18 protein-coding genes and 1 riboswitch are annotated in these 19,662 nt (G+C 55.5%); of the genes, 10 read left to right on the top strand and 8 right to left on the bottom strand.

The window, feature by feature from the left end; translation table 11 throughout:
- Nucleotide 1: 1 nt before the first annotated feature.
- The 4 genes from thiQ to sgrR all read right to left on the bottom strand — a co-directional run bounded on the left by thiQ (nucleotide 2) and on the right by sgrR (nucleotide 5,080).
- Nucleotides 2-703, bottom strand: coding sequence for a thiamine ABC transporter ATP-binding protein ThiQ (gene thiQ / locus MOQ06_RS14220; RefSeq protein ID WP_242173634.1), 702 nt, complete (start codon nucleotides 701-703; stop codon nucleotides 2-4).
- Complete coding sequence (gene thiP / locus MOQ06_RS14215; RefSeq protein WP_242173632.1) at nucleotides 687-2,297, bottom strand: thiamine/thiamine pyrophosphate ABC transporter permease ThiP; 1,611 nt, start codon at nucleotides 2,295-2,297, stop codon at nucleotides 687-689. The genes thiQ and thiP overlap by 17 nt, the downstream gene beginning before the upstream one ends.
- Nucleotides 2,273-3,256, bottom strand: a complete 984-nt coding sequence (gene thiB, locus MOQ06_RS14210) for a thiamine ABC transporter substrate binding subunit (protein ID WP_242173630.1) — start codon at nucleotides 3,254-3,256, stop codon at nucleotides 2,273-2,275. The genes thiP and thiB overlap by 25 nt, the downstream gene beginning before the upstream one ends.
- Nucleotides 3,257-3,287: 31 nt before the next feature.
- Nucleotides 3,288-3,388: riboswitch (TPP riboswitch) on the bottom strand.
- 36 nt (nucleotides 3,389-3,424) lie between these two features.
- Complete coding sequence (gene sgrR, locus MOQ06_RS14205; protein WP_242173628.1) at nucleotides 3,425-5,080, bottom strand: HTH-type transcriptional regulator SgrR; 1,656 nt, start codon at nucleotides 5,078-5,080, stop codon at nucleotides 3,425-3,427.
- Nucleotides 5,081-5,168: 88 nt separating this feature from the next.
- Here sgrR and sgrT point away from each other — a divergent pair, with 88 nt between their 5' ends.
- From sgrT to MOQ06_RS14190, 3 genes are all read left to right on the top strand, one after another.
- Nucleotides 5,169-5,321 (top strand): glucose uptake inhibitor SgrT, encoded by a 153-nt coding sequence (gene sgrT / locus MOQ06_RS14200; RefSeq protein WP_003856388.1) that lies wholly within the window; start codon nucleotides 5,169-5,171, stop codon nucleotides 5,319-5,321.
- Nucleotides 5,322-5,441: 120 nt separating this feature from the next.
- Nucleotides 5,442-6,620: a sugar efflux transporter gene (locus MOQ06_RS14195; protein ID WP_176608716.1), complete on the top strand. Its 1,179-nt coding sequence runs from the start codon at nucleotides 5,442-5,444 to the stop codon at nucleotides 6,618-6,620.
- A 217-nt stretch (nucleotides 6,621-6,837) separates the two neighbouring features.
- Nucleotides 6,838-6,990 (top strand): Hok/Gef family protein, encoded by a 153-nt coding sequence (locus MOQ06_RS14190; protein WP_063867447.1) that lies wholly within the window; start codon nucleotides 6,838-6,840, stop codon nucleotides 6,988-6,990.
- 90 nt (nucleotides 6,991-7,080) lie between these two features.
- Here the strand turns inward: MOQ06_RS14190 and leuD are convergent, their stop codons facing one another.
- Genes leuD through leuA form a run of 4 tightly spaced genes read right to left on the bottom strand, consistent with a single transcriptional unit; the run spans nucleotide 7,081 to nucleotide 11,761 of the window.
- Nucleotides 7,081-7,686: a 3-isopropylmalate dehydratase small subunit gene (gene leuD, locus MOQ06_RS14185; protein ID WP_176608715.1), complete on the bottom strand. Its 606-nt coding sequence runs from the start codon at nucleotides 7,684-7,686 to the stop codon at nucleotides 7,081-7,083.
- 10 nt (nucleotides 7,687-7,696) lie between these two features.
- Nucleotides 7,697-9,097 carry a 3-isopropylmalate dehydratase large subunit gene (gene leuC, locus MOQ06_RS14180; RefSeq protein WP_148420067.1) on the bottom strand — a complete coding sequence of 467 codons (1,401 nt, stop codon included), beginning with the start codon at nucleotides 9,095-9,097 and terminating at the stop codon, nucleotides 7,697-7,699.
- A gap of 1 nt (nucleotide 9,098) precedes the next feature.
- Complete coding sequence (gene leuB / locus MOQ06_RS14175) at nucleotides 9,099-10,190, bottom strand: 3-isopropylmalate dehydrogenase (RefSeq protein ID WP_242173626.1); 1,092 nt, start codon at nucleotides 10,188-10,190, stop codon at nucleotides 9,099-9,101.
- Nucleotides 10,190-11,761: a 2-isopropylmalate synthase gene (gene leuA / locus MOQ06_RS14170; RefSeq protein ID WP_242173624.1), complete on the bottom strand. Its 1,572-nt coding sequence runs from the start codon at nucleotides 11,759-11,761 to the stop codon at nucleotides 10,190-10,192. Before leuA ends, leuB begins: the two co-directional genes overlap by 1 nt.
- A gap of 816 nt (nucleotides 11,762-12,577) precedes the next feature.
- Here leuA and leuO point away from each other — a divergent pair.
- From leuO to ftsL, 7 genes are all read left to right on the top strand, one after another.
- Nucleotides 12,578-13,522, top strand: coding sequence for a transcriptional regulator LeuO (gene leuO, locus MOQ06_RS14165; RefSeq protein ID WP_176608711.1), 945 nt, complete (start codon nucleotides 12,578-12,580; stop codon nucleotides 13,520-13,522).
- Between the two features lie 377 nt (nucleotides 13,523-13,899).
- A complete protein-coding gene (gene ilvI / locus MOQ06_RS14160) occupies nucleotides 13,900-15,624 on the top strand; it encodes an acetolactate synthase 3 large subunit (protein WP_148420071.1) in 1,725 nt (574 codons plus the stop codon).
- 1 nt (nucleotide 15,625) lies between these two features.
- Nucleotides 15,626-16,117 carry an acetolactate synthase small subunit gene (gene ilvN / locus MOQ06_RS14155; RefSeq protein ID WP_003856371.1) on the top strand — a complete coding sequence of 164 codons (492 nt, stop codon included), beginning with the start codon at nucleotides 15,626-15,628 and terminating at the stop codon, nucleotides 16,115-16,117.
- Nucleotides 16,118-16,296: 179 nt separating this feature from the next.
- Nucleotides 16,297-17,301, top strand: coding sequence for a catabolite repressor/activator (cra, locus tag MOQ06_RS14150; RefSeq protein WP_013095565.1), 1,005 nt, complete (start codon nucleotides 16,297-16,299; stop codon nucleotides 17,299-17,301).
- Between the two features lie 590 nt (nucleotides 17,302-17,891).
- Nucleotides 17,892-18,350, top strand: coding sequence for a division/cell wall cluster transcriptional repressor MraZ (gene mraZ / locus MOQ06_RS14145; RefSeq protein ID WP_014830641.1), 459 nt, complete (start codon nucleotides 17,892-17,894; stop codon nucleotides 18,348-18,350).
- Nucleotides 18,351-18,352: 2 nt separating this feature from the next.
- Entirely contained in the window at nucleotides 18,353-19,294 is a 942-nt protein-coding gene (gene rsmH / locus MOQ06_RS14140) for a 16S rRNA (cytosine(1402)-N(4))-methyltransferase RsmH (RefSeq protein ID WP_013095568.1), read from the top strand.
- Complete coding sequence (gene ftsL / locus MOQ06_RS14135; protein WP_148385983.1) at nucleotides 19,291-19,656, top strand: cell division protein FtsL; 366 nt, start codon at nucleotides 19,291-19,293, stop codon at nucleotides 19,654-19,656. Before rsmH ends, ftsL begins: the two co-directional genes overlap by 4 nt.
- Nucleotides 19,657-19,662: the final 6 nt, after the last annotated feature.

Here is a 19,662-nt window from a genome sequence, read left to right as displayed (position 1 = left end):
ATCAGAGCGCAGAAATGCCCAGCAGTGAAGACGCCCCTGCCTTCCCGCTAAGAAGCTCTTCCGTTTTGCCATCCCAGAGTATGCGCCCCTCCGCGATCACCACCGATCGCGGCGCGATGCGCGCGGCATCCTCAATGCTGTGCGAGACCATCAGCATCGCGATCTGCTGGCGCTGGCAAACCTCCTCCACCAGCGAGAGCATCTCCTGGCGCAGGGCCGGGTCGAGCGCAGAGAAAGGTTCGTCTAGCAGCAGCAGCGGCCGTTCGCGCACCAGGCAACGCGCCAGCGCCACCCGCTGGCGCTGGCCGCCGGAGAGTTCGCCGGGCAGCCTGTCGACAAGCGTGGACAGGCCCATTTGTTCAGCGATTGCTCCCAGCTTCTGCCGCTGCGCGGTATTGAGCTTCAGCCCCGGATCCATCCCCAGCGCGATGTTCTGCCACACCGTGAGGTGATTGAACAGGTTGTTTTCCTGAAACAGCATCGACACCGGACGTTTAGCCGGAGGGGCGTGGGTAAAATCACGATTATCGATTGCTATCGATCCGCTGGCAGGCTGCAAGAAACCGGCAATTAAATTGAGCAGGGTACTTTTTCCGGCACCGCTTGGGCCAAGCACCGCAATTCGCTCACCCTGGCGAACGGAGAGGGTAAAGCGCATAGGCAGGTGCTCGTAAAGCCAGGTTACATCAGTCAGTTTTAGCATCACGCCCCGGAAGTTTTTCGATAACGGTAAATAAGGCAAAGCACAGGATCAGCAGCAGCAGCGCCGTGACGGCACCGTCCTGGCTGCGGTAAGAGCCAATTTGCTGATAAAGCCAGAACGGCAGCGTGCGGAAATCTTCGTTGCCAAAGAGGGCCACTACGCCAAAATCGCCAATCGACAGCACGCAGGCGAAGGCCAGCGCCTGGGCGAGCGGGCGCTTCAGGGCGCGTAGCTCGACCACCTTCAAACGCCGCCAGCCCGCTATCCCAAGGGACTGACACAGGACGCTATACCGGCTGTTCACATCCCGCATCGGGTTTTCCAGCACCTTAAGCGCATACGGGATAGCCATGAGGGCGTTGGTAAAGATAACGATCCCGTCGGCGCTTTCCGGCAGGCCGATGGTGCTGTTAAACAGTAAAAAGAAACCGGTCGCCAGCACGATGCCGGGCATTGCCAGAATCAGCATGCCCGTCAGCTCCAGCGCGTGTCCGGCCTTGCGGGCATGGCGCGCGTAAAGCTCGCGGCTGCTCCAGAGCAGCATCATGGTCAGGAGCACGCAGACCAGCCCGGCTGCCAGCGCGATGCGCAACGAGGTCCACGTAGCCTGCCACAGGACAGGCTGTTGCAATACCGAAAGCACATTGCTATTCAGCCCATCAAAGATGACGGCCAGCAGCGGCGGGAGCAGAAGCAGGAGGGCCAGTGCGATCAGCATCACATCCGTGATGCGGCTGTGCAGGCTGTCCTGCGGATCGCGCCAGCCGGTAATATTATTGCTTCCTGCGGGGATCGCTTTGCTCAGACGCTGGCTCAATAACACCAGCGCCAGACAGCAAATCATCTGTACGAGGGCCAGCAGCGCGGCGCGGCCAGGATCGTAGTCGTAACTTAACGCCTGATAGATAGCCAGCTCAATCGTGGTGGCCTGCGGCCCGCCGCCGAGAGAGAGCACGGTCGCAAAGCTGGCGAAGCAGAGCATAAAGATTAGCGCGGCAACCGGGGCAATCTGGCGTCGCAGCCAGGGCCATTCGACAAAGCGGAAGAACGACCAGCCGCGCATGCCGAGCTGGGCGGCAATCTGGCGCTGCTCGCCGGGAATGTTTTCCAGGGCCTGCAAAAAGAGGCGCGTTGCCATCGGCATGTTGAAGAAAACGTGCGCCAGCAGAATGCCCTGCAGCCCGTAGGGAGAGAAGGTCCACTCCAGGCCAAGCAGGCTGAACAGGGATGCCAGCCAGCCCTGCCTGCCGTATACGCTCAGGATGCCAAACACCGCGACCAGCACGGGGAGGATCAGCGTCATGGCGCACAGGCGCAGCAGGGCCTGCCTGCCGGGAAAACGCCGTCGATACAGGGCGCGCGCGAGAAAAATTGCCGGGATCGTCGACAGCAGCGCGGAGAGAAACGCCTGCCAGAAGGAGAAGCGGATAACGTGCCAGAGATAGCCGTCGTGCCAGAGCGCGAGCAGATCGCTCTCCGGCGCGTTAAACCACAGCGCAAGGAATGCGCCCAGGCTGACCGCCACCATCAGCATGGCGGCGAGCAGCCCCGGGAGTAACCAGCCGGGGATCAGCGGCTGACGGCGCGTTGCCATTCACTTATCCATGCGGCGCGCTGGGCAGCAACCTGCTGCGGCGTAAACTCCAGCGAGGTTTGCGGTTTGCTCAGCTTCTCAAAGCCCGCCGGCAGCGCAACGTCAGTCACCGGGTACATCCAGTTGCCTGTCGGAATGGCGTTCTGGAATGCCGGTGAGACCATAAATTTCAGGAATTTTTCGGCCAGCTCCGGCTGTTTGCTGGCGGCGGTGCGCGCCGCCACTTCCACCTGCAGATAATGCCCTTCAGCAAAGTTCGCGGCAGCGTAATTGTCTTTCTTCTCGGCAATAATGTGGTAGGCCGGGGAGGTGGTGTAGCTCAGTACAAGATCGCTTTCCCCTTTCAGGAACAGGCCGTAGGCCTCGCTCCAGCCTTTGGTGACTGTCACGGTTTTGGCGGCCAGTTTCTGCCACGCTTCCGCCGTTTTATCCCCATAGACCTTTTGCATCCACAGCAGCAGGCCAAGGCCCGGGGTGCTGGTTCGCGGATCTTCATAAATCACGCGCCATTTCTGGTCGCTTTCGACCAGCTCTTTCAGGCTTTTCGGCGGGTTTTTCAGCTTGTTTTTGTCGTAGACGAAAGCAAAGTACCCGTAATCAAAGGGAACGAAAGTCTCGTTTTTCCAGCCGCCAGGCACCTTAACGGCCTCTGCCGCAACGCCGCTTTTAGCAAACAATCGGGTTTGCGTGGCGGCTTCCAGCAGGTTGTTATCCAGCCCGAGCACCACGTCGGCTTTGCTGTTTTTCCCTTCCATGCGCAGACGGTTAAGCAGCGACACGCCATCTTCCAGCGCCACGAACTTCAGCTCGCAGCCGCAGTCGGCCTCAAAGGCTTTTTTTACCGCCGGGCCGGGGCCCCAGTCGGCGGAGAAAGAGTCATAGGTGTAAACCGTGAGCACGGGCTTGGCAAAAACAGGCAGCGCAAACAGCGCCAGCAGAGGAAGAACGTTTTTTAACACTTTGCACCTCAGGGTTGAGTGGCAAAGGATTTTGAGAGACAGCCTCAAATCCCTTCGCCGGCGTTATCCGGATCAGGTTCGACGGGTATTATCTCAGCGCACATCAGTGATGCAGCACCCCGTTGAGAACGGCGCTATTGTAATGATTTGGTGAATATTACGAAAGCGTTATGGCTCCGGCGGCGCAAACCAGGCGGATTTAAAATCAAACCAGCCCAGGGTATTCATCCGCAGGCCGCGCATGCTGCGCTGCCCCTGGATCAGCAGCCAGTGGTGGATCAGCGGTACGATCGTCTGCCTGGCCAACAGCTCCTGACACCAGGCGGCCAGATCCATTTCTCCTGCCCGCCACCGCGCGGCGTCCTGCTGCCAGTCCCGGTTGATGCAGTGCTGAATGAGCGGCACTTCATACAGGTGAGAAAAGAGTGAGAAATCAAGCGGCAGCGTGAAGTTTGCGCTGTTGAGCCAGATATCGCTGACGACGTCACCGCGGTGCCATTCATCATAGTCCACTTCCTGTATCGCCAGCGTCACGCCCTCGGCCGCCAGCAGCTTACTCATGATCCTTGCGATAAACCGGTGCTCAATGTGATCGCGGTAGTAGCTGAGGGTGATGGTCTCAAGCCCGGCAGGTTTTTCACTGCGTACCGGCTGAGCATGGTGCCAGCGCGGGAGCAGGCCATAGGCCGGGAACCACCACGTCTGGTATTGCTCCTCTGCGTGATAAATCAGGTTAGCAGGGGCGAGAATATGGCTGATCCACTTGCGAACGTCGTGGTTTGCGCCGCGATGGCTGCGGCTATCAAAGAGCAGGTAATAACACCCCTCTTCCAGGCGACTTTCGAAAGCCTTTTCGCTTGTTGTTGGCCCTTCCAGCGTCAGGCCTGCGCTCAGCTCCTCGTTGAGATCCGGTAATACCCAGACGTTAACTTCGTCAATCAGCGCCCGATAGCCAAAATAGTCATCAAAGGCGCGGATCTTGAGCTGATTATTGTTATTGCGCGAAACGGAGTAGGGGCCCGTACCGATCGGCAGGCTGGCAAAATTGTTGAGCGATCCCCACTCGCCGGGCAGGATCATCGAGGGCACATAGCCCAGCAGCCACGGAAGCCATTTGTCCGGCTGCGACAGCTCAATGTCCAGCGTCCAGGCCGTCGGGGAGTGGATCCGCGCGATATGCGAATAGAGCGGGAGCGTGCGGGCCCGCTCCAGGGAGCCGATGACGTCCCGCATCTCCAGCTCGCGTCCGTGGTGGAAGTGGATCCCGGGGCGTAAAAAGAAGCGCCAGTGCAGCGGGGACAGCTGTTGCCAGTGGTGGGCAATATCCGCTTCCAGTTCCCCATTTTCCTCATTTATTTTCGTCAGGCCGCTGAATATCTGCCGGGCCATGTGGGTTTCAGAGCGGCGCAGCGCCGTGCCGGGCAGCAGATTTTTCATCGGACGGTAGTAGAGCACCCGCAGAATATGGCGCCCCTGGCGAAAGCTGCGCCCAAGATGCGAGACCAGCATCTGGCGCACGGCGGCCTTGTCGCCCACCAGCTGTACCAGCTGATCGATGCGGTCCTGCTCCAGCAGATCCTCCGCCCGCTGTTGCTGCAGCGCCAGCCCGGTATAGAGGAAGGTAAGGCGTGAACGCTTGCCGCGACCGGCCTCGGCCTCCCAGTTAAGCCAGCCCTGCTGCTGCATGGTATTAAGCAGCGTACGCATGTGGCGGCGAGAGCAGTTGAGGAGTTCTGCCAGCTCGTTCAGCGTGGTCTCCTGCGATTGCCCCTCGCAGCACTGCCACAGGCGGATAAATTGTTGTTGCAGACGACCAGACGGCATAAAAGAGGAACTCCTGACAAAAAATCAGCAATTTATTAATCCCTATATTAAGCCAATAATTCTTCCCGATGAAGCGAGGAGGTAAATTATGAAGAGGTCTACCGCACGTCAGTTTTATCAGCACTATTTTTCAGCGACAAAAGGAGTGTCCTGGCTGGCCCGCCAGTGCGCAGAGCAGCGGCTGAGAATACTGGAAGATCTGATGCAGTGGGACGTTACGAAACCGACCTCTTCTCGCTAACTCGCCTCGATCATGTGTGACTGAGTATTGGTGCTAATCACCCGCCAGCAAAATGTTTTTGCTGGCTTTTTTCGTTTACTATTTCACCCAATTTCGATTCGCTTTCATAAGGATTTGCGCATGCTCTGGTTGATGACGATGGGGCGACGCCTGAACGGCGTGTATGCCGCTTTTATGCTGGTGGCCTTCATGATGGGCGTAGCCGGCGCGCTTCAGGCACCGACGCTGAGCCTGTTTCTCAGCCGCGAGGTGGGGGCGCAGCCGTTTTGGGTCGGCCTGTTTTATACCGTCAACGCTATCGCCGGGATCCTGGTCAGCCTGTGGCTGGCGAAACGATCCGACAGCCGGGGCGATCGCCGCAAATTAATCCTCTTTTGCTGCGCCATGGCCGTGGGCAACGCGCTGCTTTTTGCCTTCAACCGCCACTACCTGACGCTAATCACCTGTGGCGTACTGCTTGCCTCGCTGGCCAACACCGCCATGCCGCAGCTGTTCGCGCTGGCCCGGGAATATGCCGATAACTCGGCGCGTGAAGTGGTGATGTTCAGCTCGGTGATGCGTGCCCAGCTCTCCCTCGCCTGGGTTATCGGCCCGCCGCTGGCGTTCATGCTGGCCCTGAACTATGGCTTCACCGCCATGTTTTCCATCGCGGCGGGGATTTTTGCCGTTAGCCTGGCGCTGATTGCTTTTGCGCTGCCGTCTGTTGCCCGGGTTGAGCAAACGACGGATAAACCGTTAACCCAGGTGAGCGGCTGGCAGGATAAAAACGTCCGCATGCTGTTTATTGCTTCCACGCTGATGTGGACCTGCAACACCATGTATATCATCGATATGCCGCTGTGGATCAGCAGCGATCTGGGCCTGCCGGACAAGCTCGCCGGGATCTTAATGGGGACCGCCGCCGGGCTGGAAATCCCGGCGATGATTCTGGCGGGGTATTACGTTAAGCGTTTCGGAAAGCGCCGGATGATGATTGTCGCCGTGGCGGCCGGCGTGCTGTTCTACGCGGGGCTACTCCTTTTCCATTCCCGTGAGGCGTTACTGGCGCTTCAGCTGTTTAACGCCGTTTTCATCGGGATTGTCGCCGGGATCGGCATGCTCTGGTTCCAGGATTTAATGCCCGGCCGTGCGGGCTCTGCGACCACGCTTTTTACCAACAGCATCTCGACGGGCGTCATTCTTGCGGGTGTGATTCAGGGCGCGCTGGCGCAAAGCTATGGCCACGCCTCGGTTTACTGGATGATTGCGGCGATATCCGTCGTCACGCTGGCCCTGACGTGCAGGGTTAAAGACGTCTGATTCTGGAAGGCTGCTTCACGAAATGAAATGACTTTCTGACAGGTGCGGCTAAGGAGCATAGAGTGCGTGGCGGGTGCTTGAGGCTGTTTGCCTCAGGCTTTCGCAAGAGGCAAACAGTGGAGAGTCCCACATCAAAAAAACTGATGGGGAGACCAACTTCACAACCATCATTGCGAGGTTAGTCTCTTCATTGCCGAAAAGCAATAAGGAGGCTGGAATGCCAAAACGTACTCTGCTGTTAGGTTTGTTTCTGATCTGTTCAACGCTGTTGATCTTCACCTGGATGGTACGCGACTCGCTGTGTGAGCTGCATTTCAGACAGGAGAAAACGGAGCTGGCGGCAGTGTTGGCTTACGAAGCAAAACGTTAGCGGTATTGGCGGGGATTTTCCTCGCCTCTCCAGCGTGGTTACGCCTCAACGCACCCTTATCAATGGCCCGCATGCTGCGGGCCATTGCCTTTAGCCCATAAACGCAGGCTGTTGCTTCTCGTAGGCGGAGATAGCGTCTTCGTGCTGCAGCGTCAGGCCAATGCTGTCCAGACCGTTCAGCATGCAGTGGCGACGGAAAGCGTCGATGCTGAAGCTGTAGGTCTTTTCACCTGCTTTTACCACTTCAGCTTCCAGATCCACTTCAAACGCCATGCCCGGATTCGCCTGCACCAGCGCAAACAGCTCATCCACCTGTTCGTCGCTCAGCGTCACCGGCAGCAGCTGGTTGTTGAAGCTGTTGCCGTAGAAGATATCCGCAAAGCTCGGGGCGATTACCACCTTAAAGCCGTAGTCGGTCAGTGCCCATGGCGCATGCTCACGGGATGAACCGCAGCCAAAGTTTTCCCGCGCCAGCAGAATGGATGCGCCTTCGTATTCCGGGAAGTTCAGGACGAACTCGGGGTTGGGCACTTCGCCCTTATCGTCGAGAAAACGCCAGTCGTTGAACAGGTGCGCACCAAAGCCCGTGCGGGTCACTTTCTGCAAAAACTGTTTAGGAATGATGGCGTCAGTATCGACGTTTGCGGCGTCCAGTGGGACAACCCGGCCCGTATGTTGGGTAAATTTCTCTGCCATGATTGTCTCCTTATTTCAGGCTGCGAATATCGGCGAAATGGCCGGTGACAGCCGCAGCGGCGGCCATAGCCGGGCTGACCAGATGGGTACGCCCACCGCGGCCCTGGCGGCCTTCAAAGTTACGGTTGCTGGTAGAAGCGCAGCGCTCGCCCGGATTCAGTCGGTCGTTGTTCATCGCCAGACACATGGAGCAGCCCGGCAAGCGCCACTCGAAGCCCGCTTCAATAAAGATCTTATCCAGGCCTTCCGCTTCCGCCTGAGCTTTCACCGGGCCGGAACCCGGCACTACCAGCGCCTGCACGCCCGGGGCCACTTTGCGACCTTTGGCAATCTCTGCCGCCGCGCGTAAATCTTCGATACGGGAGTTGGTGCAGGAACCGATGAACACTTTATCAATGTTTACGTCGGTCAGCGGCACGCCTGGCTTAAGCCCCATATAGGCCAGCGCTTTTTCCGCACTGGCGCGTTCGACCGGATCGGCGAAGGACGCCGGATCGGGAATGCTGTCGTTGACGGAGATCACCTGTCCCGGGTTAGTGCCCCAGGTTACCTGCGGCGCGATGTCTTCCGCCTGCAGCGTCACCACGGTATCGAAGGTGGCACCGTCGTCCGTTTTCAGGGTTTTCCAGTACTCAACGGCATCCACAAAATCTCGATCTTTAGGGGCATGCAAACGACCCTTCACGTAGCTGAAGGTGGTTTCATCTGGCGCAACCAGGCCCGCTTTGGCGCCCATTTCAATGGCCATGTTGCACAGGGTCATACGACCCTCCATGCTCAGCGCCCGGATAGCGTCACCGCAAAATTCCACAACGTGCCCGGTGCCGCCTGCGCTGCCGGTTTTGCCGATAATCGCCAGCACGATATCTTTCGCGGTGATGCCCGGCGCGGCCTTGCCCTTCACTTCAATCTTCATGGTTTTGGCGCGGCCCTGTTTCAGGGTCTGCGTCGCCAGAACGTGTTCAACTTCAGAGGTACCAATCCCGAACGCCAGGGCACCAAACGCGCCGTGCGTCGCGGTATGAGAGTCGCCGCAGACGATGGTCATGCCCGGCAGGGTAATGCCCTGCTCAGGGCCCATAACGTGGACGATGCCCTGATACGGGTGGTTTAAATCGTACAGCTCAACGCCAAACTCGTTGCAGTTCTTGATCAGTTCCTGCATCTGGATGCGCGCCATTTCGCCGGACGCGTTGATGTCTTTGGTCTGAGTGGAGACGTTGTGGTCCATCGTGGCGAAGGTTTTACCCGGCTGGCGAACCGGGCGCTTGTGCGCGCGCAGCCCGTCGAAGGCCTGAGGTGAGGTCACTTCGTGTACCAGATGACGGTCAATGTACAGCAGCGGGGTTTCGTTTGGCGCCTCGTAGACAACGTGCGCATCAAACAACTTTTCATATAACGTCTTAGCCATGTTACACCCCTTCAGCGACATAGCGGGCAATGATGTCGCCCATTTCATCAGTACTGACTGCCGCCGCACCGCGTGCTAAATCACCGGTACGGACGCCTTCTTCTAACGCACGGTTGATGGCGTTTTCTATTGCGGCTGCTGCATCGCCTGCGTCCAGGCTGTAGCGCAGCAGCAGGGCCAGAGACAAAATTTGCGCAATCGGGTTGGCAATGTTTTTACCTGCGATATCCGGCGCGGAGCCGCCCGCCGGTTCGTACAGGCCAAAGCCTTCGTCATTCAGGCTGGCCGACGGCAGCATGCCCATAGAGCCGGTGATCATCGCGCACTCGTCAGACAAAATATCGCCGAACAGGTTGGAGCAGAGCAGCACGTCAAACTGAGACGGATCCTTAATCAGCTGCATCGTCGCGTTGTCGATGTACATGTGCGATACCTCGACGTCCGGGTACTGCTTCGCGACTTCGCTGACGATCTCGCGCCACAAAATAGACGACTGGAGCACGTTCGCTTTATCGATGGACGACACTTTACGGCGGCGCTTGCGCGCAGACTCAAAAGCGATGTGGGCGATACGTTCAATTTCGAAGCGGTGATAGACCTCGGTATCAAACGCTTTTTCATGCTGGCCGCTGCCTTCGCGACCTTTAGGCTGGCCGAAATAGATGCCGCCCGTCAGCTCACGCACGCAAAGAATGTCGAAGCCGTTGGCCGCGATGTCCGCACGCAGCGGGCAAAACTCTTCCAGCCCCTGATACAGCTTCGCCGGGCGCAGGTTGCTGAACAATTTAAAATGTTTACGCAGGGGCAGCAGCGCGCCGCGCTCCGGCTGTTCTGCCGGCGGCAGGTGTTCCCACTTTGGCCCGCCCACGGAGCCGAACAGCACGGCATCGGCATTCTCGCAGCCCTCCACGGTCGCTTTTGGCAGCGGCGTACCGTGGTTATCAATCGCAATACCGCCCACGTCGTAGTGGCTGGTGGTGATTTTCATCGCAAAACGCGAACGAACGGCTTCCAGAACTTTCAGCGCCTGTGCCATCACTTCCGGGCCAATACCGTCACCCGGCAACACAGCAATATGGTAATTCTTCGACATCACACGGTTTCCTTGTTGTTCTCTTTATTCTGAGCTTTGCGTTGCAACTCTTTTTCCACTTCAGCGGCGCGCCAGATGTTGTTCAGGACATGCACCATCGCTTTCGCGGAGGATTCGACGATATCCGTTGCCAGACCCACGCCGTGGAAGCGGCGGCCGCTGTAGTTGACGACGATATCAACCTGGCCCAGGGCGTCTTTACCGTGCCCTTTAGCCGTCAGGTCGTATTTCACCAGCTCAACGTCGTACTCGGTGACACGGTTAATCGCCTGATAGATGGCGTCCACAGGGCCGTTACCGTTGGCCGCTTCCGCTTTAACTTCATCGCCGCAGGCAAGCTTGACTGAGGCGGTTGCGATATCGCTGGAGCCTGACTGTACGGTGAAGTAATCCAGGCGGAAGTGCTCTGGCTCTTCCTGCTGTTTGTTGATGAACGCCAGCGCCTCCAGGTCGTAATCGAAGACCTGGCCTTTCTTGTCGGCCAGCTTCAGGAACGCGTCGTACAGCTGATCCATGTTGTAGTCGCTTTCCTGATAGCCCATCTCTTCCATACGGTGTTTCACCGCCGCGCGGCCGGAGCGTGAGGTCAGATTCAGCTGGACCTGGTTCAGGCCGATGGATTCAGGAGTCATGATTTCGTAGTTTTCACGGTTCTTCAGCACGCCGTCCTGGTGAATGCCGGACGAGTGCGCGAATGCGCCGGTGCCGACAATCGCCTTGTTAGCCGGAATCGGCATATTACAAATCTGGCTGACGGTCTGGCTGGTGCGCCAGATTTCTTGGTGATTAATGCGGGTGTGCACGTTCATGATGTCCTTGCGCACTTTAATCGCCATGATCACTTCTTCCAGCGAGCAGTTGCCCGCGCGCTCGCCGATACCGTTCATCGCACCTTCAACCTGGCGCGCACCGGCGTGAACGGCGGCGATGGCATTGCCTACCGCCAGGCCCAAATCATCATGGGTATGAACGGAGATGATGGCTTTATCGATATTCGGCACGCGGTCATACAGGCCGGTAATGATCCTGGAGAACTCAAACGGCATGGTATAGCCGACGGTGTCAGGAATGTTGATGGTTCTGGCACCCGCGTTAATGGCGGCTTCCACCACGCGCGCCAGATCTTCAATCGGCGTACGGCCTGCATCTTCACAGGAGAATTCGACGTCATCGGTGTAGTTGCGCGCGCGCTTGACCATGTACACCGCACGTTCAATCACGTCATCCAGCGTACTGCGTAACTTGGTCGCAATGTGCATGGGGGAGGTGGCGATAAACGTATGGATACGGAAAGCTTCAGCGACCTTCAGCGATTCCGCTGCCACGTCGATATCTTTCTCTACGCAGCGTGCCAGGCCGCACACGCGGCTGTTCTTGATGGTGCGGGCGATGGTCTGTACTGACTCAAAATCTCCCGGCGAAGAGACGGGAAAACCCACCTCCATCACGTCCACGCCCATACGTTCGAGGGCCAGCGCAATCTGCAATTTTTCTTTAACGCTCAGGCTCGCCTGTAATGCCTGTTCACCGTCACGTAAGGTAGTATCGAAAATAACGACTTGCTGGCTCATGGGTTTGGTCCTTGTCAGTCTTAGGGCGCCTTGCTACGAGCATAAAAAAACCCGCGCAGTGGCGCGGGTTTTTAGTGTTACTGGTGACGATTCAACGCTGAATTTCGCCCGCCAGTCTACCGCGCACAGTGAATGCGTTTAGTAGTAGTAGACCGGTGAAACGAAGGGTGCGAATCATGAATCGTGCTCCAGGTAAATGCGATATGCTTTTAGTGGTACTGGATACGGCGATCCATGTCAACCCCTGCCAGTAAAATCGGTCCAAACGGCGTGCCTGAGCCTCGGCAACACATTAGCTAATTGTGCTGGTTTTTACACGGAAGGCCGATTTAATTGTCTATTATTGGACTGGAGATTCATCGCTGGAATAATTTGAATATAATTGGTAGCAATTAAACATATTGTTTATGCCGGGATGATGTGAAATGAAATGTGTTTACTTTCATTGATTTATAAGTTTAGTGAATGGGTTTCGCGTATTTAGGTTAACGATAATGATAGAAATTTGTTAACAAAATAAGGGCGCCTTGTATTAATAGTTTAATAATGCTTAAGTCATTATTAACGAGGCAGGTGATTGTTTATTTGTCTGGTTTATGTTTTCATGCCTGCACTAAAGTTTTAGATATCATTTGATCCATTTTTTATCTCTTCATTAATGGGATGCACAATCTCATCTTTTGTCGGGAGACTCTTTATATTTTCCGAATTTTAAACAATTCTCTTTCGCTTGTTGTATCTGCATGGTAAATCATATTTTTCGAAGTTATTACTGTACTTTGGCAAAGGGAATTTAGCGTGACAGTGGAGTCAGAAATGCCAGAAAATAATATTAACCAACCTCAGTCTTATGATGGGGTTAAGCCTCAGTTACGCACGGTGGATCTTAACCTGTTGACTGTTTTTGATGCAGTTATGCAGGAACAGAATATTACGCGAGCAGCACAATCTCTGGGGATGTCTCAACCTGCCGTCAGTAATGCCGTAGCCCGTCTTAAAGTGATGTTTAACGACGAGTTATTTGTGCGTTACGGAAGAGGGATTCAGCCCACCGCGCGTGCCTTCCAGCTATTCGGTTCTATCCGCCAGGCGCTACAGTTGGTCCAAAATGAGCTGCCGGGATCGGGCTTTGAACCGCTGAGCAGCGAGCGTGTCTTCCACCTTTGCGTGTGCAGCCCGTTAGACAATTATTTGACGTCTGTTATATATAATAAAGTTGAAGAAATTGCGCCAAATATTCATCTCGTTTTTAAATCATCATTAAATCAAAACACCGAACATCAGCTTCGTTATCAGGAAACGGAGTTCGTTCTGGGGTATGAGGAGTTTCGACGTCCTGAATTTTCCTGCGTTCCTTTGTTCAAAGATGAAATGGTGCTGGTTGCCAGTAAAAAACATCCACGCATGAATTCACCGCTGCGTGAAAGTGATGTTTACAGCGAACAGCATGCCGTTGTTGCCCTCGACAGATATGCCTCATTCAGTCAGCCGTGGTATGACACGGCCGATAAGCAGGCGAGCGTGGCCTATCAGGGAATGGCGATGGTAAGCGTATTAAACGTGGTCTCGCAAACGCAGCTGGTCGCGATTGCCCCGCGCTGGCTTGCGGAAGAGTTCTCTGAATCGCTGAGCCTGCAAATTCTCCCTTTGCCGCTTAAGCTTAATAGCCGTACCTGTTACCTTTCATGGCATGAAGCCGCGGGCCGGGATAAGGGACACCAGTGGATGGAAGAGCTGCTGATTAATATCTGTCGTCGATAACCCTGCGAGAATAAACCGCAAGAGGATGTGCGGTTTATTCTGTTGTTTTTCACGCTTACGCTATTTTGTTCTGATGTCATTTTTTTCAGAGGTTCAAAAAGGCTCAAAAATAGATGATTTCCTGATTCATCCCTTTTTTGAAAAATGAATAATCACCGCCTTCCTTCATTTCAGTTGAATTCACCATATTTGTGCCAGGCAGCTGTTTTTTCTGCTTTTAAGCCTCTTTTCCGCTTCTCGCTTGCTAATTGCCTGCCTCATAACGAGCGGTTAAGGTATCAATCACTCTGCAAATTATAAGACGGGATTACCCTGTCAGAAGACGGTGCGGAAATTGAATTCTGCAACCGTCTATAACAAAAGCCTGGAGGCGAAGCATGGAGATGTTGTCTGGCGCGGAAATGGTCGTCCGATCGCTTATCGATCAGGGCGTGAAGCAGGTGTTCGGCTACCCCGGAGGTGCGGTTCTTGATATTTATGACGCACTGCACACGGTGGGCGGGATTGATCATGTTCTGGTGCGTCATGAACAAGCTGCCGTGCACATGGCTGACGGCCTGGCGCGCGCCACGGGTGAAGTTGGGGTAGTGCTGGTGACTTCCGGCCCGGGGGCGACGAATGCCATTACCGGCATTGCGACTGCCTATATGGACTCCATTCCGCTGGTCATTCTCTCCGGACAGGTTGCGACGTCGCTGATTGGCTACGATGCATTTCAGGAGTGCGACATGGTGGGGATTTCACGCCCGGTCGTGAAGCACAGCTTCCTGGTGAAGCAGACTGAAGACATCCCGGGGGTACTGAAAAAAGCCTTCTGGCTGGCCGCCAGCGGTCGTCCCGGGCCGGTAGTGGTCGATCTGCCGAAAGACATTCTCAACCCGGCGAATAAGCTGCCGTACCTGTGGCCGGAGTCGGTCAGCATGCGCTCTTACAATCCGACGACGCAAGGGCACAAGGGCCAGATTAAGCGCGCGCTGCAAACGCTGTTGGCAGCGAAAAAACCCGTGGTCTACGTCGGGGGCGGCGCCGTTAATGCCGCCTGTGAAACGCAGCTACGCGACCTGATTGAGAAGCTTAATCTTCCTGTAGCGTCATCGCTGATGGGGCTGGGGGCATTTCCGGCTACCCATCGTCAGGCGCTGGGCATGCTGGGCATGCACGGCACCTACGAAGCCAACATGACGATGCACAATTCTGATGTGATTTTTGCCGTCGGGGTGCGTTTTGACGATCGCACCACCAATAACCTGGCGAAATACTGTCCGAACGCGACGGTGCTGCACATTGATATCGATCCTACGTCTATCTCCAAAACGGTACCGGCGGATGTGCCGATCGTGGGGGATGCCCGGCAGGTACTGGATCAGATGCTTGATCTTCTGGCGCAAGAGACCGCGACCCAACCGCTGGATGAGATACGCGACTGGTGGCAGCAGATTGAGCAGTGGCGTAGCCGTCAGTGCCTGAACTACGACACCCAAAGTGAGAGCATTAAGCCGCAGGCGGTGATCGAAACGATCTGGCGTCTGACCAACGGCGATGCCTATGTGACCTCAGACGTGGGCCAGCACCAGATGTTTGCTGCGCTGTATTACCCGTTTGATAAACCGCGTCGCTGGATAAACTCAGGCGGGTTGGGCACGATGGGCTTTGGCCTGCCCGCTGCGCTGGGAGTGAAGCTGGCCTTGCCGAACGAAACGGTAATTTGCGTTACGGGGGACGGCAGTATTCAGATGAATATTCAGGAGCTTTCTACCGCGCTGCAGTATGAGCTGCCGGTGCTGGTGCTGAACCTGAATAACGGCTATCTCGGCATGGTGAAGCAGTGGCAGGATATGATTTATTCCGGCCGCCACTCTCAGTCTTATATGAAGTCGCTTCCGGACTTCGTGCGTCTGGCTGAAGCCTACGGCCACGTTGGCATGCGGGTAACGGAACCGTCAGAGCTGGAAGCGAAGCTCGCCGAAGCGCTTGCGCACGTTAAAAATAATCGCCTCGTTTTCATGGACGTTATCGTTGACGGCACGGAACACGTTTATCCGATGCATATTCGCGGCGGCGGCATGGATGAAATGTGGTTAAGCAAAACGGAGAGAACCTGATATGCGCCGGATATTATCTGTATTACTGGAAAATGAGTCGGGCGCACTGTCGCGCGTTATTGGCCTTTTTGCCCAGCGCGGCTATAACATTGAAAGCCTGACCGTCGCTCCGACCGATGACCCTACGCTCTCCCGGATGACCATCCAGACCGTGGGCGATGCGAAAGTGCTTGAGCAGATCGAAAAGCAGCTGCACAAGCTGGTGGATGTGTTGCGCGTCAGCGAGCTGGGGCAGGGTGCTTACGTTGAACGTGAAGTTATGCTGGTGAAAATTCAGGCCAGCGGTTACGGCCGGGAAGAGGTCAAACGCAACACGGATATCTTCCGCGGGCAGATTATTGACGTCACCCCTTCTATATATACCGTTCAGCTTGCGGGTACGAGCGATAAGCTGGACGCGTTCCTGGCGTCAGTCCGGGATGTGGCAAAAATTGTTGAAGTTGCGCGCTCTGGCGTGGTTGGCCTGTCGCGCGGCGATAAAATCATGCGTTAGTTGCGCAAAAGGTTCGCCTCTTTCAGCCCGGTCGTTAACGCCGGGCTTTTTTTTGCGTAATCCGCCGACAACGCAGACAAAAGCGGTTGCCGTGAAGGCTATTCTGCGTTTAGATGTTAAAAGATTTAACCATAACCTTGACAGGGCCATGGACTCTTTTCTTTTTTTGAGGGGCAATTGTGAAACTGGATGAAATCGCCCGGCTCGCCGGCGTGTCGAGAACCACGGCCAGCTATGTGATTAACGGTAAAGCAAAGCAGTACCGCGTCAGCGATAAGACCGTTGAAAAAGTGATGGCAGTCGTGCGTGAGCATAATTACCATCCCAATGCTGTCGCCGCAGGTTTACGTGCCGGGCGCACCCGCTCTATCGGCCTGGTGATCCCGGATCTGGAGAATACCAGCTATACCCGCATCGCCAACTATCTGGAACGTCAGGCTCGCCAGCGCGGCTATCAGCTGCTGATCGCCTGCTCTGAGGATCAGCCCGACAACGAGATGCGCTGCATTGAGCATCTGCTGCAACGTCAGGTTGATGCCATTATCGTCTCGACCTCCCTTCCGCCGGAGCATCCTTTCTACCAGCGCTGGGCGAACGATCCGTTCCCGATAGTGGCGCTGGACCGGGCGCTCGACCGTGAACACTTCACAAGCGTAGTGGGTGCCGATCAGGATGATGCTGAAATGCTCGCCGCCGAGTTGCGTACCTTCCCGGCGGAAACGGTGCTCTATCTCGGTGCGTTACCTGAACTTTCCGTAAGCTTCCTGCGCGAGCAGGGCTTCCGTACCGCCTGGAAAGACGATCCGCGTGAGGTTCATTATCTGTATGCCAACAGCTATGAGCGCGAAGCGGCAGCTCAGCTGTTCGAGAAGTGGCTGGAAACGCACCCGATGCCGCAGGCGTTATTTACCACCTCGTTTGCTCTGTTGCAGGGGGTGATGGACGTTACGTTACGTCGTGACGGCAAGCTGCCATCCGACCTGGCGATTGCAACCTTCGGCGATAACGAACTGCTCGATTTCCTGCAGTGTCCGGTGCTGGCCGTAGCCCAACGTCACCGCGATGTCGCCGAGCGGGTGCTGGAGATCGTTCTGGCAAGCCTTGATGAACCCCGTAAGCCGAAACCAGGGCTTACCCGTATCAAACGTAATCTCTACCGGCGCGGAATTTTAAGCCGCCATTAATATTTCCTCAGGGGCGGTGAAAACTGCCCCTTTTGCTGCGCGGTTATTGCGAAAATAATTCCCGGATAAAAATTAGGATTTATCTCTACGATTCATAGGCTGCTATTTTTTTGCCTCTATTTCGGCCTTAAAAACAGCATTTATAAATTTTAACCGGCTTATCTTTGTATTGTTTTGTTACAAACAGGCGCCGGACGATGAATATTCAGCCGTTTTTGATCCCCCCTTCAGGCCGCAATGCTCGCGAACGAATCCATATCGACTTGCGGTTAATCTGGTGCTGTTATCCCCGGTCAATATGCCTTAAAATGCTGCCCGCGTCGCAAACTGACACTTTATATTTCCCTGCGATGATATTGAGTGAGTCTTAACGCTCGTGTGCATATTCGGTTTTTTTCTTACAAATATTCATAACGTTAATTTTGCCTCGCCAGTTGTGTAGTTATTAACCAGGTCACTCGGCCTCTGTAAATACGGTACTTTCGGGTTCGTATAGAGAGAGTCCTGGCTTGACAAGCTTTTCCCTCGCTCCGTAAACTCCTTCAGGTGGGAATTTGTGGGTTAAAGTGGTGAGGAGGGGTGAGGCTGGCATGTTCCGTGGAGCAACGTTAGTCAATCTCGACAGCAAAGGGCGTTTATCGGTACCAACCCGATACCGCGACCAGCTGATCGAGAACGCTTCGGGTCAACTGGTTTGCACCATTGACATCAACTCCCCCTGCCTGCTGCTTTACCCTTTGCCTGAATGGGAAATCATTGAGCAAAAGCTGTCGCGACTGTCGAGCATGAACCCGCAGGAACGTCGCGTGCAGCGACTGTTATTGGGACATGCCAGTGAGTGTCAGATGGATAGCGCAGGGCGATTACTGATTGCGCCCGTGCTGCGGCAACATGCCGGTCTGACCAAAGAAGTGATGCTGGTCGGGCAGTTCAACAAGTTTGAACTGTGGGACGAAACGACCTGGTATCAACAGGTCAAGGAAGATATCGACGCTGAGCAGTCTGATTCCGCAACTTTATCGGAACGGCTGCAGGACTTGTCTCTATAAATATGATGGAAAATTATAAACATACAACGGTGCTGCTGGATGAGGCCGTTAACGGCCTGAATATTCGTCCGGACGGCATCTATATTGATGGCACTTTTGGTCGCGGTGGTCACTCGCGTTTAATCCTCTCTCAGCTTGGAGCGGAAGGACGCCTGCTGGCAATTGACCGCGACCCGCAGGCAATTGCCGTTGCGCAAACCATCGATGACCCTCGCTTTTCCATCGTGCATGGACCTTTTTCTGCGCTCGCGGATTACGTTGCTGAGCGCGGCCTGACCGGCAAGATCGACGGGATTCTGCTCGATCTCGGCGTCTCTTCACCACAGCTTGATGATGCTGAACGCGGCTTCTCCTTTATGCGCGATGGCCCGCTGGATATGCGCATGGATCCGACACGCGGCCAGTCTGCCGCTGAGTGGTTACAAACTGCTGACGAAGCGGATATCGCCTGGGTGATCAAAACCTTCGGTGAAGAGCGCTTCGGCAAACGTATTGCCCGCGCCATCGTTGAGCGCAACCGCATTGAGCCAATGACCCGCACCAAAGAGCTGGCTGAAGTGATCGCGGCGGCAACGCCGGTGAAGGATAAGCACAAACATCCCGCGACCCGCACCTTCCAGGCGGTTCGTATCTGGGTAAACAGTGAACTGGAGGAAATAGAGCTGGCGCTAAAAAGCTCGCTCGACGTGCTGGCCCCGGGTGGGCGGTTATCCATCATCAGCTTCCATTCGCTGGAAGACCGCATCGTGAAACGCTTCATGCGTGAACAGAGCCGCGGTCCTCAGGTTCCGGCGGGGCTGCCGATGACGGAAGAACAGCTCAGGAAGCTGGGTGGCCGTCAGCTGCGAGCATTAGGCAAGTTGATGCCGGGCGAAGAAGAGGTGGCAGAGAATCCACGTGCCCGTAGTTCAGTGCTGCGTATTGCAGAGAGGACGAACGCATGATCGGCAGAGTGACAGAGACCCTAAGCAAAGTTAAGGGATCGTTAGGAAGCAACGAGCGCCATGCCTTGCCTGGCGTGATCGGCGACGATCTTTTGCGGTTTGGGAAGCTGCCACTCTGCCTGTTCATTTGCATCATTGTGACGGCAGTCATGGTGGTTACGACCGCTCACCATACCCGTTTATTAACTGCGCAGCGTGAACAGATGGTACTGGAACGCGATGCGCTGGATATTGAATGGCGAAACCTGATCCTTGAAGAGAACGCGCTCGGCGATCATAGCCGGGTTGAACGGATCGCAACGGAAAAACTGCAGTTACAGCATGTTGATCCTTCGCAGGAAAATATCGTAGTACAAAAATAAGGGAAA

Origin of the sequence: Enterobacter sp. I4 (assembly GCF_022669095.1) — a bacterium.
Lineage (GTDB): Bacteria > Pseudomonadota > Gammaproteobacteria > Enterobacterales > Enterobacteriaceae > Enterobacter > Enterobacter pasteurii.
This window is presented reverse-complemented; position numbering and strand designations above follow the sequence as displayed.

What these genes read in the sequence shown, in the direction of transcription:
- leuB (WP_242173626.1), bottom strand. Translation starts at nt 10,190, where the DNA reads ATGTCGAAGAATTACCATATTGCTGTGTTGCCGGGTGACGGTATTGGC.
- MOQ06_RS14195 (WP_176608716.1), top strand. Translation starts at nt 5,442, where the DNA reads ATGCTCTGGTTGATGACGATGGGGCGACGCCTGAACGGCGTGTATGCC.
- thiP (WP_242173632.1), bottom strand. Translation starts at nt 2,297, where the DNA reads ATGGCAACGCGCCGTCAGCCGCTGATCCCCGGCTGGTTACTCCCGGGG.
- leuO (WP_176608711.1), top strand. Translation starts at nt 12,578, where the DNA reads ATGCCAGAAAATAATATTAACCAACCTCAGTCTTATGATGGGGTTAAG.
- sgrT (WP_003856388.1), top strand. Translation starts at nt 5,169, where the DNA reads ATGAAGAGGTCTACCGCACGTCAGTTTTATCAGCACTATTTTTCAGCG.
- mraZ (WP_014830641.1), top strand. Translation starts at nt 17,892, where the DNA reads ATGTTCCGTGGAGCAACGTTAGTCAATCTCGACAGCAAAGGGCGTTTA.
- MOQ06_RS14190 (WP_063867447.1), top strand. Translation starts at nt 6,838, where the DNA reads ATGCCAAAACGTACTCTGCTGTTAGGTTTGTTTCTGATCTGTTCAACG.
- ftsL (WP_148385983.1), top strand. Translation starts at nt 19,291, where the DNA reads ATGATCGGCAGAGTGACAGAGACCCTAAGCAAAGTTAAGGGATCGTTA.
- sgrR (WP_242173628.1), bottom strand. Translation starts at nt 5,080, where the DNA reads ATGCCGTCTGGTCGTCTGCAACAACAATTTATCCGCCTGTGGCAGTGC.
- leuD (WP_176608715.1), bottom strand. Translation starts at nt 7,686, where the DNA reads ATGGCAGAGAAATTTACCCAACATACGGGCCGGGTTGTCCCACTGGAC.
- rsmH (WP_013095568.1), top strand. Translation starts at nt 18,353, where the DNA reads ATGATGGAAAATTATAAACATACAACGGTGCTGCTGGATGAGGCCGTT.
- ilvN (WP_003856371.1), top strand. Translation starts at nt 15,626, where the DNA reads ATGCGCCGGATATTATCTGTATTACTGGAAAATGAGTCGGGCGCACTG.
- leuC (WP_148420067.1), bottom strand. Translation starts at nt 9,097, where the DNA reads ATGGCTAAGACGTTATATGAAAAGTTGTTTGATGCGCACGTTGTCTAC.
- thiQ (WP_242173634.1), bottom strand. Translation starts at nt 703, where the DNA reads ATGCTAAAACTGACTGATGTAACCTGGCTTTACGAGCACCTGCCTATG.
- leuA (WP_242173624.1), bottom strand. Translation starts at nt 11,761, where the DNA reads ATGAGCCAGCAAGTCGTTATTTTCGATACTACCTTACGTGACGGTGAA.
- ilvI (WP_148420071.1), top strand. Translation starts at nt 13,900, where the DNA reads ATGGAGATGTTGTCTGGCGCGGAAATGGTCGTCCGATCGCTTATCGAT.